Source organism: Streptomyces sp. NPDC025638, from assembly GCF_055558775.1.
Genome location: NZ_JBVHLX010000008.1, coordinates 346845 through 364123, shown reverse-complemented (window position 1 = coordinate 364123; position 17279 = coordinate 346845). Strand labels below are relative to the sequence as shown.

General features: G+C 71.3%; 12 protein-coding genes. 9 read left to right on the top strand and 3 right to left on the bottom strand.

Features of this window, described 5'->3' with window-relative positions; all coding sequences use genetic code 11:
- Nucleotides 1-123: 123 nt before the first annotated feature.
- The gene (locus ACZ4EG_RS22855) at nucleotides 124-339 is read left to right on the top strand and encodes an I78 family peptidase inhibitor (protein WP_263207083.1); all 216 of its coding nucleotides are present in this window, start codon (nucleotides 124-126) and stop codon (nucleotides 337-339) included.
- Nucleotides 340-438: 99 nt separating this feature from the next.
- Here the strand turns inward: ACZ4EG_RS22855 and ACZ4EG_RS22850 are convergent, their stop codons facing one another.
- Together ACZ4EG_RS22850 and ACZ4EG_RS22845 are read right to left on the bottom strand one after the other, a co-directional pair.
- Nucleotides 439-1455: a phosphatase PAP2 family protein gene (locus tag ACZ4EG_RS22850; RefSeq protein ID WP_467791854.1), complete on the bottom strand. Its 1017-nt coding sequence runs from the start codon at nucleotides 1453-1455 to the stop codon at nucleotides 439-441.
- A 238-nt stretch (nucleotides 1456-1693) separates the two neighbouring features.
- Nucleotides 1694-2968 (bottom strand): glycosyltransferase family 39 protein, encoded by a 1275-nt coding sequence (locus tag ACZ4EG_RS22845; protein ID WP_467791853.1) that lies wholly within the window; start codon nucleotides 2966-2968, stop codon nucleotides 1694-1696.
- 261 nt (nucleotides 2969-3229) lie between these two features.
- Between ACZ4EG_RS22845 and ACZ4EG_RS22840 the strand changes: the two genes are divergently transcribed.
- Nucleotides 3230-4858, top strand: a complete 1629-nt coding sequence (locus ACZ4EG_RS22840) for an MFS transporter (protein ID WP_467791852.1) — start codon at nucleotides 3230-3232, stop codon at nucleotides 4856-4858.
- A 261-nt stretch (nucleotides 4859-5119) separates the two neighbouring features.
- On the top strand, nucleotides 5120-6310 hold the full coding sequence (locus ACZ4EG_RS22835) for an acyl-CoA dehydrogenase family protein (RefSeq protein ID WP_453550008.1): 1191 nt from the start codon (nucleotides 5120-5122) through the stop codon (nucleotides 6308-6310).
- A gap of 43 nt (nucleotides 6311-6353) precedes the next feature.
- On the opposite strand, the gene ACZ4EG_RS22830 is transcribed toward ACZ4EG_RS22835, so the two are convergent.
- Nucleotides 6354-6794, bottom strand: a complete 441-nt coding sequence (locus ACZ4EG_RS22830) for a cell division protein SepF (protein ID WP_263207075.1) — start codon at nucleotides 6792-6794, stop codon at nucleotides 6354-6356.
- A gap of 311 nt (nucleotides 6795-7105) precedes the next feature.
- Between ACZ4EG_RS22830 and ACZ4EG_RS22825 the strand changes: the two genes are divergently transcribed.
- From ACZ4EG_RS22825 to ACZ4EG_RS22800, 6 genes are all read left to right on the top strand, one after another.
- Nucleotides 7106-8317, top strand: coding sequence for a DUF5685 family protein (locus ACZ4EG_RS22825; RefSeq protein WP_467791851.1), 1212 nt, complete (start codon nucleotides 7106-7108; stop codon nucleotides 8315-8317).
- A 409-nt stretch (nucleotides 8318-8726) separates the two neighbouring features.
- On the top strand, nucleotides 8727-9626 hold the full coding sequence (locus ACZ4EG_RS22820; RefSeq protein ID WP_467791850.1) for a S1 family peptidase: 900 nt from the start codon (nucleotides 8727-8729) through the stop codon (nucleotides 9624-9626).
- 131 nt (nucleotides 9627-9757) lie between these two features.
- Nucleotides 9758-10534, top strand: a complete 777-nt coding sequence (locus ACZ4EG_RS22815; protein WP_467791849.1) for a slipin family protein — start codon at nucleotides 9758-9760, stop codon at nucleotides 10532-10534.
- Nucleotides 10535-10790: 256 nt separating this feature from the next.
- Nucleotides 10791-11870, top strand: coding sequence for a S1 family peptidase (locus ACZ4EG_RS22810; protein ID WP_467791848.1), 1080 nt, complete (start codon nucleotides 10791-10793; stop codon nucleotides 11868-11870).
- A 981-nt stretch (nucleotides 11871-12851) separates the two neighbouring features.
- Nucleotides 12852-16304: a DNA polymerase III subunit alpha gene (locus ACZ4EG_RS22805; protein ID WP_467791847.1), complete on the top strand. Its 3453-nt coding sequence runs from the start codon at nucleotides 12852-12854 to the stop codon at nucleotides 16302-16304.
- On the top strand, nucleotides 16301-17275 hold the full coding sequence (locus ACZ4EG_RS22800; RefSeq protein ID WP_467791846.1) for a DNA polymerase Y family protein: 975 nt from the start codon (nucleotides 16301-16303) through the stop codon (nucleotides 17273-17275). The genes ACZ4EG_RS22805 and ACZ4EG_RS22800 overlap by 4 nt, the downstream gene beginning before the upstream one ends.
- Nucleotides 17276-17279: the final 4 nt, after the last annotated feature.

The window sequence follows — 17279 nt, the reverse complement described above, 5'->3', positions numbered from 1 at the left end:
GTGTGACGCCGTCGAACCAAAACGCGTGTCGTGATCCTGTGACAGAAGTGTGACCGGAGGGGGACGGTCGCCTTCTCCGGCTCGTGACTTCCGTGGCCGCCGCACCTGGCCTAGCGTGGCCGCATGGCACCGATTCCCACTCCGTCAGCGGAGCCCCAGGACAGTCCGGAAGGGTACGTCGGCCTCGACGCGGCGAGCGCCGAGCGGCTCGCGCGCGAGCGGGGGTGGTCGACGGTGCGGTCGCTGCCGCCGGGCGCGATCATCACCATGGAGTACCGGGTGGGACGGCTGAACTTCGAGGTGCGGGACGGCCGGGTGGCGCGGGCCTGGAAGGGCTGAACCGACCACGGCGAAGGCCCCTGCTCCTGGATCGAGGAGCAGGGGCCTTCGCTCTGGCGGGGGTTGGGTGTGCGTACCGGACCCCGCTGCCGGTTGCGGTCAGCCGCCCGTCACCGGGCGGGCCGCCGGGGCGGTGCCGCGCGGCACGCGGTCCGAGTGCGGCGGGCGGCGGCTGCCCACCGGGGTGACGGGAGTGCGCTCGGAGCGGGCCGTGTGCGGGCCCGGCGCCAGATGGATCGGCGCCCGGGGCGAGCGGACCGAGGCGGCCGGTTCGCGCTCCGGGGCCGGCTCCTCGGCGGGCACGGTCCGCGGCTTGAGCACCACGACCGGAAGGGCGGGTACGGGCACCGTACGGCCGCGGCGGGCGCGCCAACGGTCGCGCTGGTCGAAGATCGCGATCTCGGCCTTGGCGATCAGCGGCTCGCACCACGGCAGGGCGAGCAGGATCAACAGGCCCGCGGCCCAGCCCAGCAGCACGTCGCTCAGCCAGTGCGTACCGAGGTAGACGGTGGTGAGGCCGACGCCGAGCGAGGTGACCGCCGACAGCGCGGACAGCCAGCGGCGCGCTCTCGGAGTGGAGGCCAGATAGGCCAGGATTCCCCAGGTCACCACCGCGTTGGCGGTGTGGCCGCTGGGGAATATATCGCCGCCCAGACCCATTTCGCTCGAACCGATCGTGGTGGCGTAGTGCGGGCCGAGACGGCCCATGCCGAGCTTGGCGGCGCCCACCGTGATGTTGAGCAGCAGCAGGGACGCACCGAGGGTGAGCATCGGGCGGAGCGTGTGCTGCCGCCAGGAGCGCCAGCCGAGCCACGCGGCGACCATCACGGCGGTGGGGCCGCGCTGGCCGAGCACCACGTAGTAGTCGAGGAAGGCGTGGATCTCCGGCCACTGCTGGTACGGCCGGAAGAACATGACCTGCCAGTCGAGCCGGACCAGCCAGGACGTGATCACGATGGCCCACACGATCGCCAGATAGAAGGCGAGGGTCGCGGTGAACAGCACGACCCGGTGCCGGCTCATCCTCGGCACATCGATGTGGGCCGGTCGTTCCGGCTCACGGTCCAGCCTGGCGAACACCCGGTCCAGACGGGTGAGGTTTCGTTCGGTACGCACCCAAAGGACGTTACAGCGAGTGAGCTCTGACCCCGGTCGAATCACCGGCTTTGTGATGACGATGTGATGTGGGAAACCTCTCAGCAGCCGCCATATTCCAGAGGAATCCGCAATCTCCGTCGGTCGTTCCCTTCAATTCCTTTGATCATGCCGGGGGTTGGTTTTATGGCGCTTTTGAATTCGTTCACCGAAGCATGGGGTGGATTTCTCCGTCCGCTCATCGGCCGTTCCGAGATGATCATGGCGGGCCGGATCCATTGAGCCAGAACGCGCCGTAGACGGCCGACGCCATCGCCACACCGGCCGTGACCAGCACCGCTCTTGACGTGCGCAGCCGGGCCAGGGCCAGGGCGAGCGGCAGGAGCAGGGGGAAGGCGGGCAGCAGGAGGCGTGGCTTGGAGCCGAAGTAACTCGACGCACACAGCGCGAGCGCGGTGACGACACCCGTGTACACCAGCAGTGGAAGCGGCTGGCGCTGCCGTACGCCGATCACGTACAGCCAGATCACCAGGCCCACTCCGACGATCAGTCCCAGCCCGGCGAGGGCGGACGGAAATGACGTGAACTTGTCGGCGACAAAGCGGGCGAAGGCATATCCGCCGTCGAAGCCGTTGCGCCAGCCCGCCTGGACGTCCAGATAGCCGAGCGGGCCCTTGCCGGTGTGATGGCCGACCCACAGGACATAGGCGGCGGCGCCAAGGGGAGCGAGGAGCATGCCGAGGGCGCGGCGCGCGACGGGCGCGCCGGAAGGGATGGATGGGGCGCGTGTTGCGTCCGGTGCGCCGTCGGTTGTCACGATGCGCGGGGCGCGGACGGCGCTGGCGGCACCGGGGGCGTGCTCCTCGCCTCGTGCGCCGTCTGCCACGGCCGCGCGCCGATCTCGCACGAACGAGGCAATGCCCGCCGTCCACACCGCGGCCACCACGGCGAGCCCCACCGGACGGGTCAGCCCGGCGAACGCGGCCAGCAGACCGGCACCCACCCAGCGGCCGGTCAGCACGGCGTACAGCGACCAGGCGGCGAGGGCGGTGAACAACGACTCGCTGTACGCCATCGACTGCACGATCCCGACCGGCAGCACCGCCCACAGCAGTACGGCGCACACCCCGGCCCGCCGCCCGTACACATGGTCCGCGACCGCGAAGATCCCCCAGGCCGCGGCGAGCGAGGCGACCACGCTCACGACGAGGCCCGCGTCCGCGTACGACAGCGGCGTGAGCGCGTGCACCAGCCGCTCCAGCCAGGGCAGCAGCGGGAAGAAGGCGAGGTTGGAGTGGACGTCGCCGTTCGGCAGCCGCACCTCGTAGCCATAGCCCAGCTCCGCGACCCGCGTGTACCAGAGGGCGTCCCAGCGCGCGGTCAGCAGCGTGTGCGCGCTCTTGCCGCGTGCCGCGCTCCACACCGCCAGCACGACCAGGCCCAGGACACGCACGGCCGCGTACCCGAGCAGGGCCGGGGCCGCCCGGCGCAGGAGCGCGGACCGGGGTGCCACGCGCGTTTCAAGATCGGTCACGGGCTCGATTATCGACCGGCGGCGGAACCGGACAGCTCACCGGGGCGTGGTCAAGGGAGGCGGGTAGTGGCGTACGCCACAAGGGTTCCGCGTGGAGTGTGAGAGGTCCGCCACGCTCAGCCGGAACGAACTCGCGTACGCTGACGTGTCACTCGCGTTGATATGCGCGGGCCGGAGACTCCGCTCCTCTCCGGCCGTACGACGGGTAGTCCCCACCCGCCCGTCCGCCGCACGCGAGGGGTTCATCTGGGAGGTACGTGCATGTCCGGGACGACCACGGCTGCCGTTCGGCTGCGCCGTCGGACGGCCGGGCTGGGCGCCAACCGCTGGGTCGTCCTCGTCGTCCTCTGCGTCAGCCTGCTCCTGGTCGCCCTCGACGCGACCGTGCTGCACGTGGCCGTGCCCGCGGTCACCGAGGACCTCAGGCCCGGCGCCATAGAACTGCTCTGGATCGTCGACGCCTATCCGCTGGTCTGCGCGTCGCTGCTGATCCTCTTCGGCACACTCGGCGACCGGGTGGGCCGCAGACGGATTCTCCTTCTCGGGTACGCCCTGTTCGGCGTCGCATCCGCCGTGGCGGCCGTCGCGCCGAGCGCCCATGTACTGATTCTGGCCCGCGCGCTGCTCGGCGTCGGCGGCGCGATGATCATGCCCGCCACGCTGTCGATCCTGCGCCAGGTCTTTCCCGACCGGCGGGAGCGGGCGCTGGCGATCGGCATCTGGAGCGCGGTCGCGGCGGTCGGCGCGGCGGTCGGTCCGCTGCTCGGCGGCTTCCTGCTCGAACACTTCTGGTGGGGTTCGGTGTTCCTGGTGAACATCCCCCTGATGCTGGTCAGCCTGCCGGTGGGCCGGCTGTTGCTGCCCGAGTCGACGGGCGAGCGCAACGGGCCCTGGGACGTGGTCGGCGCGCTGATGGCGGCGGCCGGGCTGTTCGGTCTGGTACTGGGCGTGAAGCGGCTCGGCGGCGGGGAGCCGGTGGCGAGCGTGTTCACGCTGGTGCCGCTGGTTCTCGGCGCGCTGCTGATGACGCTGTTCGTCCGCCGCCAGCGACGGCGCGCGCATCCACTGGTTGATCTGCGGATGTTCGCGCGGCCGGCGTTCAGCACGTCGGTGGGGTGCATCGTGCTGGCGATGCTCGCGCTGGTGGGCCTGGAACTGATCGCGGCGCAGTATCTGCAGTTGGTGCTCGGACTGTCGCCGCTGGAGACGGGACTGCGGCTGCTGCCGCTGACGATCGCGGCGATGGCGGCGGGGCTCGCGGGCGCGCGCATGCTGCGCCGGTTCGGGCCGCGGCGGATGGTGTGCTTCGGGTTCCTCCTCACCGCCGCGGGGGTGCTGACGCTGACGGCGATGGGCGGCGAGGACAACACGGGGCTGCTGCTGGCCGGTTTCGTCGTGCTCGGCTTCGGTCTGGAGACGACGCTCTTCGGGGCGTACGAGTCGATGTTGAGCGAGGCGCCCGCGGAGCAGGCCGGTGGGGCGGCGGCGATCGGCGAGACCTCGTACCAGCTGGGGGCGGGGATCGGGATCGCGCTTCTCGGGAGCGTGATGAACGCGGCGTACGCGCCCGGGCTCGCGTCGGTGCCGGGTGTGCCGGCGTCGGCGTCCGCGGCGGCGGGGCATTCGCTGGGGGAGGCGTACGGCGTCGCCGCGCGGCTCGGAGGGGCGGCCGGGGTGGCTCTTCGCCGGGCGGCGCGGGACTCCTTTGTGCATGGTCTGCATGTCACGTTGCTGGTGAGCGCGGGGTTGTTGCTGCTCGGGGCGGTGATGGCGGTGCGGTTGCCGCGGGTCATGCAGTGCGAGGAGGAGGCTGCGGCCGACGCCGAGACGGAGGCGGCGGTGGAGGTGCCGGCGCCCAGGGAGCCGGCGAGGACGCGCGTCTCGGCGTAGCGCTGGGGGTTGTTCGCCGTTTGCGGCTGTCCGTGCGTGGGTTGTGTTCTCCCACCCGCGCATCGCCCGTGACAGTCGGCTGAGAGGCTGGCCTTTCCCGTGGGGGGTCCTCGCCGTTGGCGGCCGTCCGTGGCTGGAGTCATGCCCACGTCGCGCGAGGGTGGGAGAGTGTGGACTGGACGTTCGGTTGGTTGCGTCGTAACGTCTGGGATGAGTCGTAACTAGCGGTGCTAGTTTTCATCTCGTGCCGGAGGGTGTTCCATGTCCGCGTCCTCGAAGTTGCCCCCGTTCGACCCCGCCGACCCCCTCGGGATCGACGACCTGCTGGACCCGGAGGACCTCGCCATCCGGGACACCGTGCGGAGCTGGGCCGCGGACCGCGTCCTGCCGTACATCGCCGACTGGTACGAGAAGGGCGAGCTGCCCGGCATCAGGGAGCTGGCCCGGGAGCTCGGTGGGATCGGGGCGCTCGGGATGTCCCTCGACGGATACGGCTGCGCGGGTGCCTCCGCCGTGCAGTACGGACTCGCCTGTCTGGAGCTGGAGGCCGCCGACTCGGGCATCCGGTCCCTCGTCTCCGTACAGGGATCCCTCGCCATGTACGCCATTCACCGGTTCGGGAGCGAAGAGCAGAAGCAGCAGTGGCTGCCCCGCATGGCCGCCGGCGAGGTCATCGGCTGCTTCGGGCTCACCGAGCCCGACCACGGCTCCGACCCCGCCTCGATGCGCACCCACGCCAAGCGCGACGGCGGCGACTGGGTGCTCAACGGGCGGAAGATGTGGATCACCAACGGGTCGGTGGCGGGAGTCGCCGTCGTCTGGGCGCAGACCGACGACGGCATCCGCGGTTTCGTCGTGCCCACCGACGCCCCCGGATTCTCCGCGCCCGAGATCAAGCACAAGTGGTCCTTGCGCGCCAGCGTCACCAGCGAACTCGTCCTCGACGACGTACGGCTGCCCGCCGACGCCGTGCTCCCGGAGGTCGTAGGGCTGCGCGGTCCGCTCAGCTGTCTCTCGCACGCCCGGTACGGCATCGTCTGGGGAGCCATGGGCGCGGCCCGCAGCTCTTTCGAGGCGGCTGTCGAATACGCGAAGACGCGGGAGCAGTTCGGGCGGCCCATCGGGGGCTTCCAGCTCACCCAGGCCAAACTCGCCGACATGGTGGTCGAACTGCACAAGGGGATCCTGCTCGCCCATCATCTGGGGCGGCGCATGGACGCCGGCCGCCTGCGTCCCGAGCAGGTCAGCTTCGGCAAGCTCAACAACGTACGGGAGGCGATCGAGATCTGCCGTACGGCGCGGACGATCCTCGGTGCCAACGGGATCTCGCTCGAATACCCCGTCATGCGGCACGCGACCAACCTCGAATCGGTGCTCACCTATGAGGGCACCGTCGAGATGCACCAGCTCGTGCTGGGCAAGGCGCTCACCGGACTCGACGCCTTCCGCTGACCCGACCCCCTCGGCCGAGGCAGGGCCGGCGAGCGGCCCTGCCTCAGCTCTGGTTGAAGAAGCCGTCCGAGCGGTGGGCCGACGCCTCGCCGCTGACGATCTCCGTGTTCGCCGGCGTCAGCAGGAAGACACGGGTGGCGACCCGCTCGATCGTGCCGCGCAGGCCGAAGGTCAGTCCGGCCGCGAAGTCGACCACGCGCTTGGCGTCGGCCGGCTCCATCGCCGTGAGGTTCATGATGACCGGGACCCCCTCCCGGAACAGTTCGCCGATGGCACGCGCGTCCCGGAAGCTGTCCGGGGTGACCGTGCCGATGCGGCGGCCCCTCTCCTCGGCGACGTCCGAGGCCACCTTGACCCGCGGGTCGGTGACCCAGGCATCCCCGGGCTGCTCGGTCCCTTCGGAGTAGTCGTCGTCGTAGTAACGCTCGTCGTCGTTGTCGTCGACGAGGCCAAGCCAGGCACTCGCTTTGCGTACCGATCCCATGGACGCCTCCTCTCACAGCGGTCCTTCTTGCTTTTCGCATCCCTATGGTCGTCCATGATGCGGATGACGCGCCAAGTGGATAGACGCCGCGCGGGGGGTTTGTGACGGTACTGGTGCACAGCCCATCCGTCGAGAGCCCAAGTGCCCCAAGGGTCGTTCTTTATACGGCTGCTGACTGAGAGTGAAATATTATTGTCGGTGGCGTCCGGGTGAGGAATGGCGCGTCTGGGTGAGTCGCGGGGCTGCTGCGAGATGACAGTCGGTCGATACGATGCCGCAGCTCAACGTCGTACAGCCCACGGGGGATCGTTGTGTTCGGAATCGTCAGGCCCTGCAGCCACCGGCTCGGGGAGAGCCTCAAGACCCAGTGGATGGCGCACTTGTGCGGGCTGTGCCTCGCGCTGCGTGGTGACCACGGACAGTTCGCACGCGTCGTGACGAATTATGACGGGCTTCTCATATCGGTTTTGACGGAGGCTCAGGCCGTGAACGCCAGGAAGGCGGGCACGGCCGGGGCGGCGGGGACGGCCGGAGGGTGGCGGCGTACGGCCGGACCCTGCCCGTTGCGCGGTATGCGGACCGCCTCCGTCGCACAGGGCGAGGGCGCGCGGCTCGCGGCGGCCGTCTCGCTGGTGCTCGCCTCGGCCAAGGTGCGCGATCATGTCGCCGACCGGGACGGACTGCTGGCCCGCAAGCCGGTGGCGCTCGCCGCGCGCCGGGTGGCCGACAGCTGGGGGCGGGCCGGCGCGCGCGGCGGGTCCGCCGTCGGCTTCGACACGGCCCTGCTCGTCGATGCCGTCGACCGGCAGGTCGGCATCGAGGCCCTCGCGGGACCGGGAACGCCGGTCCTGACGGTGACCGAGCCGACCGAGACCGCGACCGCCGCCGCCTTCGCCCACACCGCGGTGCTGGCCGGGCGGCCGGGCAACGCCGCGCCGCTCGCCGAGGCCGGGCGCCTCTTCGGGCGGCTGGCGCACCTCCTGGATGCCGTGGAGGACCGGGAGGCCGACGCCGCGTCCGGCGCCTGGAACCCGCTCACCGTGACCGGTACCTCCCTCACCGAGGCCCGCAGGCTTGCCGACGACGCGCTGCACGGCATCCGGCTCGCCCTGCGCGAGGTGGAGTTCGTCGACGGCAAGCTGGCGCATCTGCTGCTCGTGCACGAGCTCGGGCGCTCGGTGGACCGGGCGTTCGGGACCACGTCGTGCGGGCACGCGCCCGAGGCCTCCTTCGGGCCGCCGCAGGGCCCCTACGCGCCCCAGGCGCCGGGCAACCCCTACGGCAACCCCTTCGGCGGTGAGCCGCCGAGCCCGGACAAGCGGGGCTTCTGGGCCGGGTGCGCGGCGGCCCTCGGGCTGTGCTGCACCTGCAAGGTGTGCTGCGCCGACGAGTACGAGGGTGCCTGGTCGCGCAGGAAGCGCGAGGGCTGGTGCGGCAATTGCGACTGCGACTGCTCATGCTGCGAGGCATGCGAGTGCTGTGAATGCTGCGAGTGCTGCTCGTGCTGCGACTGCGGGCTGTGACGGGAGAGCGCGCCGCCGTCGCCGGGTGCGGCCCCAACTCGTGATGGCCGGTGCCGGACCGCGAGGGACGCCGTGACTGGGGGAGTGTCAGGACCGTATGTCCATCTGGATGGTTGACTTCCGGACATCCCCCGGCCGCTGGTCGCTCGACGGAGACACGGCCGTGCGCCGGTATGGTGACGGTCGGTCATCTCCCCCAGACCACCCCGGGATCACACAAAGTTCGCACAGATCGCACACGGTCGCACGGCCGAAAGGAGCCCTTGCGCCGACCGGTCGTTCGACCGAATACTCCCCTTCAGCGCTTGTCAGGGCACTGTGTGTTCGAAACCCGGGCGCTCTCCCTGGCTGCGCCTCACGGGCCCCGACCCCACGCGGGCCCCCGACTTCCCCTGGGAGGGAACGAAAAGTGAGGATCAAGCGCACCACTCCCCACAGCGGTATCGCGAGACGGACCCGGCTCATCGCACTGGTCTCCGGATTCGTGGCCGCGGCCGCGTTCGCCGCCCCCACGGCAAGCGCGAGCGACGCCCACACGTTCAGCGCCACCCAGCTCACCAAGGCGAGCGACTCCGTCCTGAAGGCCGACGTGGCCGGCACGGCCTGGGCGGTGGACAGCAAGACCAACCGGGTCGTCGTCACCGTCGACAGCACCGTCTCCAAGGCCGAGATCGCCAAGATCAAGCGGCAGGCCGGGGCCGACTCCGGGGCTCTCACCATCAAGCACACCTCCGGCAAGTTCAACAAGCTCATCACCGGCGGCGACGCCATCTACGGCGGTTCCTACCGCTGCTCGCTCGGCTTCAACGTGCACCGAGGCAGCACCTACTACTTCCTGACCGCCGGTCACTGCGGTGAGGTCGCCTCCACCTGGTACAGCAACTCGTCCCACACCACGGTGCTGGGCACGAACAGCGGTTACAGCTTCCCGGGCAACGACTTCGCGCTGGTGCGCTACACCAACTCCTCGATCGCGCACCCGAGCGCGGTCGGCAGCCAGACCATCAGCAGCGCGGCCACCCCGTCCGTGGGCACGACCGTCTACCGGCGCGGCTCCACCACCGGCACTCACAGCGGCCGGGTCACCGCGCTGAACGCCACGGTCAACTACGGCAGCGGTGACATCGTCTACGGTCTGATCCAGACCACGGTGTGCGCCGAGGGCGGCGACAGCGGCGGTCCGCTCTACGCGGGCAGCGTGGCCTACGGTCTGACCTCCGGCGGCAGCGGCAACTGCACCTCCGGCGGCACGACCTTCTTCCAGCCGGTCACCGAGGCGCTGAGCTACTACGGCGTGACCCTTCCCTGACGGGTCGGTTCCGTTGGCCCCCGCACGCAACCGGCGTGCGGGGGCTCCCTCTTGTCCGGGTCGCGGAGTTACCTTCGAAGGACAGGAAGTGCTCTCCTGAACACTCCCACTTCGGACCCCTGGGGGCCGGCATGGTCGAGGAGCTGGTGGCGGCGGGAGCGACCCTTGTGGCCGCCGGAGCGGTGTATGTGATGGCCGCGGCCCGGGTCGTCAAACAGTACGAGCGGGGTGTGGTGTTCCGGCTCGGCAGGCTCCGCCCGGAGGTCCGTGGGCCGGGGTTCACCCTCATCGTCCCCGTCGTGGACCGGCTCCAGAAGGTCAACATGCAGGTCGTGACGATGCCGGTGCCCGCGCAGGAGGGCATCACCCGGGACAATGTGACGGTGCGGGTGGACGCGGTGGTCTACTTCAAGGTGACCGGGCCGGCCGAGGCGGTCGTCCGGGTCGAGGACTACCGGTTCGCGGTCTCGCAGATGGCGCAGACCTCCCTGCGCTCGATCATCGGCAAGAGCGAGCTGGACGATCTGCTGTCCAACCGGGAAAAGCTCAACCAGGGGCTTGAGTTGATGATCGACAGCCCTGCCGTGGAGTGGGGTGTCACCATCGACCGCGTCGAGATCAAGGACGTGTCGCTGCCCGAGAGCATGAAGCGGTCCATGGCCCGGCAGGCCGAGGCCGACCGTGAGCGGCGGGCGCGGGTCATCAATGCCGACGCCGAGTTGCAGGCGTCGAAGAAGCTGGCGGAGGCGGCCCAGCAGATGCAGGACACGCCCGCCGCGCTGCAACTGCGGCTGCTGCAGACGGTGGTGGCGGTGGCGGCCGAGAAGAACTCCACCCTGGTGCTGCCGTTCCCGGTGGAGCTGCTGCGGTTCCTGGAGAAGGCGCAGCAGCTGCCTCCGACATCCTGAGGATCGAATTCCAGCCAGGGCTGATGTCACTGACTGCTCATCAGTTACTCGCACGTAGTATTTGCAGTGCGAATATTCCCGTGGTGGCCATGGGTGGTCGAAGGCGGAGGGGCGCGAGGCACCCGTCTACGCGCGTCCTGAACTCGACCTTGTGCGCTCCCTGTGGGGTTCGGAAGAGTAGGCGCCCGTCAACCAGCCTTCCGGCCCGCAAGGTCCCCACAACCGACCGGGCCGTCCCCCCACAGGAGGACATGAGTTGAAGCACCGACGCATACCCAGGCGCCGGATCGCCATGGCGGGTGCGGGAGTCACCGCACTGGTCGCCGCGGGCGTCACCTTCCAGAGTGCGAACGCCAGTGAGCCGGCCAAGGCCGCCGCGCCGGAAACCCTGTCGGCCCCGGCGGCCGGAAAGCTCGCCTCCACACTCGTCGACGACCTCGGTTCGGACGCGGCGGGCACGTACTACGACACGAAGACGAAGAACCTGGTCGTCAACGTGCTCGACGAGGCCGCCGCGAAGACCGTCGAGGAGGCCGGGGCCAAGGCCAGAGTCGTCGCCAACTCCCTCGCCGAACTCGACGGCGCCCGTACGACGCTGAAGCAGGACGCGACCATCCCCGGCACCTCGTGGGCGACCGACCCGGTCACCAACAAGGTCGTCGTCAGGGCGGACAGGACCGTCTCGAAGACCGAGTGGACCAAGCTCGCCAAGGTGGTCGACGGGCTCGGCGGCATGGCCGAACTCCAGCGGTCGAAGGGGGAGTTCAAGCCCTTCATCGCGGGTGGTGACGCGATCACCGGCTCGGGCGGGCGCTGCTCGCTCGGCTTCAACGTGGTCAAGGACGGGCAGCCGTACTTCCTGACCGCCGGGCACTGCACCGCGTCCATCTCCACCTGGTCGGACTCGTCCGGCAAGGAGATCGGGAAGAACGAGAAGTCCAGCTTCCCGGGCGATGACTTCGGGCTGGTCAAGTACACCTCGAACACCGAACACCCGAGCGAGGTCGACCTCTACAACGGCTCCACCCAGAAGATCACGGGCGCGGCCGAGGCCACGGTCGGCATGCAGGTCACGCGCAGCGGCTCGACGACCCAGGTGCACGAGGGCAAGGTCACCGGTCTGAACGCCACCGTGAACTACTCGGAGGGCACGGTCAGCGGTCTCATCCAGACCGACGTCTGCGCCGAGCCCGGCGACAGCGGCGGCTCGCTCTTCTCGGGCAGCAACGCGATCGGCCTGACCTCCGGCGGCAGCGGCGACTGCACCTCCGGCGGGGAGACCTTCTTCCAGCCGGTCACGGAGGCACTGTCCGCGACGGGCGCCCAGATCGGCTGACCCACACCGCGAACTCCCACGAGGTCCCGCCCCATACAGGAGGGGCGGGGCTTTCGTGTGCGGTTCCCTGGGGGCCTGGGGGCCTGGGGACCTGGGGGGCGGTTGGGCAGCGCCCGCCGTGCTGCCGTATCCGTACGGGGCGGCGCCGAGGGTCGGCCCGAAGAGGCACAGGCGGCCGGCACCGGCCCACGGCCGGGGTAAAGACCGACGGTCCGCCGAAGCCCTGGGGGAGGCAGCGGGGCGCACAAGGGGCGAACCGACCGTGCGGCGCGCCCGAGGTACAGGTCGGTGGGCCCACGGGATCGCGGCCCAGTGGGCGTCACGGGTGATCCACCCGCCACTGATGTCCCGGCCCGGGATCCGCCCCCGGCCGTCGCCTCGGCAGCCGCCGTGCGTGGGGCGAGCCGCGAACCGCGAGGCGGGCAGCTGTGGCGGCCAGGTGTAGAGGCGGACCGGGCGCGGCGATGGCGATGGCCGATGAGGCGGGCCTTGGCTGAGTCGCACAGGGCGCGGGCGTGACTGTGGCGTCGCCGACCGTGGCACCGCCGGGCGATGCGGCCATGGGCCGGTCCGCGGGGAGTTCCGCGACGATCTTGGGGGCCGCACGGGTCACCCCGGCCCGTGCGTCGCGCAGCGCCCTCGCCGACGGGACGGCGATCGCGGCTGGGTCCGACCTCTGCCGTACGTCATCGCGGCTGGGTCGACCTCCGCCGTCCGGTCACCCACGCCCCGCCGCCATCGAACGCACCCCGCCCGACCCCGTCCCCGACATCGGCCGTACGGCGCCCTGACCGCGCCGCGCCCAGCTCACCGGCCCCCCGTCCCTGTCGTCCCCGCGCCCTTGGTCGGTCGGCGTTTGCGCAGGTGGGACGCGCTGGAGTGGATGTCGCACAGGTGTTCGGAATTAGGGGTATGGTGGGTGAGGGATTAGGGAACTGATGTTCGAGAGTCGGTAGGGACTCACGAGTGCGGGAGGTGCGTGTGCCGGGCTTCACGCATCTGCACACCGTCTCCGGGTTCTCCCTGAGATACGGAGCCTCACACCCGGAGCGTCTCGCCGAGCGCGCCTCCGAGCGGGGCATGGACGCCCTCGCCCTCACCGACCGCGACACCCTCTCCGGCACGGTCCGCTTCGCCAAGGCCTGTGCGAAGGTCGGCGTCCGCCCGTTGTTCGGGGTGGAGCTGGCCGTGGAGGCGCCCGCGCGGGTGCGCGACGAGGACGCGTCCGTACGACGGGAAAGGCGCCGTACTCCCGTGCGCGGCGGTGCCTTCGTCGACGAGTCGACCCCCCGCGCGACCTTCCTCGCCCGGGACGGCGCCCGCGGCTGGGCCGACCTGTGCCGCCTGGTCACCGCCGCCCACGCCGCCGACGCCGAGGGCACCCCCCTCCTGCCCTGGTCCGCCAACCACGCCGACGGCCTGACCGTCCTGCTCGGCCCCGCCTCCGACGTCGGCCGTGCCCTCGCCGCCGGGCGCCCGGACCGCGCGGCCCGGCTGCTCGCCCCCTGGCGCGAGATCTACGGCGACGCCCTGCGTCTGGAGACCGTCTGGCACGGCCGCCAGGGCACCGGCCCCGGCTCCCTGCGCCTGGCCGCCCGTACCGTCGGCTTCGCCGTCGAACAGCGGATCCGGCCGGTGCTCAGCAACGCCGTCCGGTACGCCGACCCCGGCCAGGGCCCGGTCGCCGACGTCCTGGACGCCGCCCGCCGGCTCGTCCCGATCGACCCGGCCAAGGAACTGGACTCCGGCGAGGCCTGGCTCAAGGACGCGGGCGCCATGCTCGGGGCGGCCGAACGGATCGTGGAGGCCGCGGGCTACCGGCGCGACACCGCCCACCGCCTGCTGGAGCAGACGCGGGCGACGGCCGCCGAGTGCCTGGTCGACCCCGAGGACGACCTCGGCATCGGCACCGTCCACTTCCCCGAGCCGCACCTCGTCGGCGCCGGCCGCCGCACCGCCCAGCGGGCGCTGGCCTCACGGGCGGCGGCGGGGATGGTGCTGCGCGGCCATGCCGGAGACCGTGCCTACTGGGAGCGGATGCACCGGGAGCTGGACATCATCGCCCACCACGGCTTCGCCTCCTACTTCCTCACCGTCGCCCAGGTGGTGGACGACGTACGGGAGATGGGCATCCGGGTCGCCGCGCGCGGCTCCGGCGCGGGCTCCCTCGTCAACCACCTCCTCGGCATCGCACACGCCGATCCGGTCGAGCACGGGCTGCTGATGGAGCGCTTCCTGTCGAAGGAGCGGGTCGTGCTGCCCGACATCGACATCGACGTGGAGTCGGCGCGCCGGCTGGAGGTCTACCGGGCGATCATCCACCGCTTCGGCACCGAGCGGGTCGCGACCGTCTCCATGCCGGAGACCTACCGGGTCCGCCATGCGATCCGTGACGTGGGCGCGGCCCTGTCCATGGACCCGGCCGAGATCGACCGCATCGCCAAGTCCTTCCCGCACATCCGCGCCCGCGACGCCCGCGCGGCGCTGGAGGAGCTGCCCGAACTCAGGCAGCTGGCGGGGGAGGGGGAGCGGTACGGGCGGCTCTGGGAACTGGTCGAGTCCCTCGACGCCCTCCCGCGCGGCATCGCCATGCACCCGTGCGGGGTGCTGCTCTCCGACGCCTCCCTCCTCTCCCGTACGCCGGTCGTGCCGACCAGCGGCGAGGGGTTCCCCATGTCGCAGTTCGACAAGGAGGACGTGGAGGACCTCGGACTGCTCAAGCTCGATGTGCTCGGGGTGCGGATGCAGTCGGCGATGGCGCACGCGGTCGCCGAGGTGGAGCGGGCGACCGGGGAGCGGATCGACCTGGACGCGGTGGCGCCGGGCGACCCGGCGACGTACGCGCTCATCCGGTCCACCGAGACGCTGGGCTGCTTCCAGATCGAGTCGCCCGGCCAGCGGGACCTGGTGGGACGTCTGCAGCCGGCCACCTTCCACGACCTGGTCGTCGACATCTCCCTCTTCCGGCCCGGTCCGGTCGCCGCCGACATGGTGCGGCCGTTCATCGAGGCGCGGCACGGGCGGGCGCCGGTCCGCTTCCCGCACCCGGACCTGGCGGAGCCGCTGCGGGACACCTACGGGGTCGTGGTCTTCCACGAGCAGATCATCGACATCGTCGACATCATGACCGGCTGCGGTCGCGGCGAGGCGGACCGGGTGCGGCGCGGGCTGTCCGACCCGGAGTCGCAGGGGCGGATCCGGTTCTGGTTCGCCCAGCACGCGGCGGCGCACGGATACAGCGCGGAAACGATTCAGCGGACCTGGGAGATCATCGAGGCCTTCGGCTCGTACGGCTTCTGCAAGGCGCACGCGGTCGCCTTCGCCGTACCGACGTACCAGTCGGCCTGGCTGAAGGCGCATCACCCGGCCGCCTTCTACGCGGGGCTGCTCACGCACGACCCCGGGATGTACCCGAAGCGGCTGCTGCTGGCGGACGCGCGCCGGCGCGGGGTGCCGATCCTGCCGTTGGACGTGAACCGGTCCGCGGTCGCCCACCGTATCGAACTGGTGTCTGAATCAGCTGAATCGCCTGCCGTGTGGGGCCTCCGGCTCGCCCTCTCCGATGTGTACGGCATCAGTGAGGCCGAGGCGGCGCGGATCGCGGACGGACAGCCGTACGCCTCCCTGCTGGACTTCTGGGAGCGGGCACGACCGAGCAGGCCACTGGCCGGGCGGCTCGCCCAGGTCGGCGCGCTGGACGCCTTCGGTGCCAACCGCCGCGATCTGCAACTGCACCTGACCGAGCTGCACCGCGGCGCCCGGGGCGCCGGCGGCGGCCAGCTCCCGCTGGCGGGCGGGCGTAAGACGGCCCCGGCCGGACTGCCCGACCTCACCTCGGCGGAGAAGCTCAGCGCCGAACTCGGCGTGCTGTCCATGGACGCCTCGCGCAATCTGATGGACGACCACCGGGAGTTCCTGAAGGAGCTGGGCGTGGTGTCGGCACGCCGGCTGCGCGAGGCCGGACACGGCGCGACGGTGCTGGTCGCGGGCGCCAAGGCGGCCACCCAGACCCCGCCGATCCGGTCCGGCAAGCGGGTCATCTTCACCACGCTGGACGACGGCACCGGACTGGTCGACCTCGCCTTCTTCGACGACTCCCACGACGCCTGCGCGCACACCGTCTTCCACTCCTGGCTGCTGCTGGTGCGCGGGGTGGTGCAGCGGCGCGGCCCGCGCAGCGTCAGCGTGGTGGGCGCCGCCGCCTGGAACCTCGCCGAACTCGTCGAACTGCGCGCCGAGGGCGGGCTCGACGAGGTGGCGGCCCGCCTCGCGGAGCCGGTGCCGGACGCGGCGGGCGGCGATCCGACGCACGGCCGCCGCATCCAGCTGCCCACCGGATACGAGCTGCACCCATGGGCCGATCTCCGCCCCGCGGGTCAAGAGCCTTCACAGATACGGAAGTTGTGGCACCAGAGTCCGGGGAGTGCGGGATGACCATCCTCTGCGTACGTTTCCAGCTGCCTCCGATGTACGAGGCGGCCCTGCCGGGGCTGCTCGGGTTGCTGGAGGAGTTCACCCCGGTCGTGGAGGCGCTGCCACCGGACGGGGCACTGGCCGATCTGCGCGGCGCCGAGCGCTACTTCGGCCGCAGCGCCGTCGAGCTGGCGGCGGTGATCCGCGTCCGTGCGCTCGCGCTGTACGGCGTCGACTGCACGATCGGCGCCGGGCCGGGCCCGATGACGGCCCGCATGGCGCTGCGTGACGCGCGGCCCGGGGTGACCTGCGCGGTCCCCGAGGGCCCCGACGCCGTAGCGGAGTTCCTCGCGGACCGCCCGGTGGCCGCGCTGCCCGGCGTCGGCACGGCCACCGCCCGCACCCTGTGCGAGTACGGCCTCGACACCCTGGGCCGGGTTGCCGCCGCGCCGCTGTCCACGCTCCAGCGCCTGGTCGGCGCGAAGGCGGGCCGCGAGCTGCACGAGAAGGCGAACGGCATCGACCGCGGCCGGGTCGTGCCGAACGCCGTCTCCCGCTCCCTTGCCGCCGAACGCCCCTTCCCCCTCGACGAGCTGGACCCCGACCGGCACCGCCGTGCCCTGCTCTCGGCCGCCGAGGAACTGGGCGCCAGGCTGCGCGCCCTGGAGAAGGTCTGCCGCACCCTGACCCTCACCGTGCGTTATGCCGACCGGTCCTCGACGACCCGCAGCCGGACTCTCGGGGAGCCGACCGCACACTCCGCCGCGCTGACGAAAACCGCGTACGGCATGTACGAGGCGCTCGGCCTCCAGCGCGCCCGGGTCCGTGCGCTCGTCCTGCGCGCGGAGGGCCTCGCCCCCGCCGCACAGGCCTCCCACCAGCTCACCTTCGATCCCGTGGACGAGAGGGTCCGCCGTATCGAGGAGGTCGCGGACCGCGCGCGAGCGAAGTTCGGACCACGGGCGGTGATGCCGGGGACGCTGGCGGCGTGACCCC

Excerpts from the sequence above, each read along its gene's own strand:
- ACZ4EG_RS22835 (WP_453550008.1), top strand. The coding sequence starts at position 5,120 with ATGTCCGCGTCCTCGAAGTTGCCCCCGTTCGACCCCGCCGACCCCCTC.
- ACZ4EG_RS22855 (WP_263207083.1), top strand. The coding sequence starts at position 124 with ATGGCACCGATTCCCACTCCGTCAGCGGAGCCCCAGGACAGTCCGGAA.
- ACZ4EG_RS22815 (WP_467791849.1), top strand. The coding sequence starts at position 9,758 with ATGGTCGAGGAGCTGGTGGCGGCGGGAGCGACCCTTGTGGCCGCCGGA.
- ACZ4EG_RS22830 (WP_263207075.1), bottom strand. The coding sequence starts at position 6,794 with ATGGGATCGGTACGCAAAGCGAGTGCCTGGCTTGGCCTCGTCGACGAC.
- ACZ4EG_RS22800 (WP_467791846.1), top strand. The coding sequence starts at position 16,301 with ATGACCATCCTCTGCGTACGTTTCCAGCTGCCTCCGATGTACGAGGCG.
- ACZ4EG_RS22840 (WP_467791852.1), top strand. The coding sequence starts at position 3,230 with ATGTCCGGGACGACCACGGCTGCCGTTCGGCTGCGCCGTCGGACGGCC.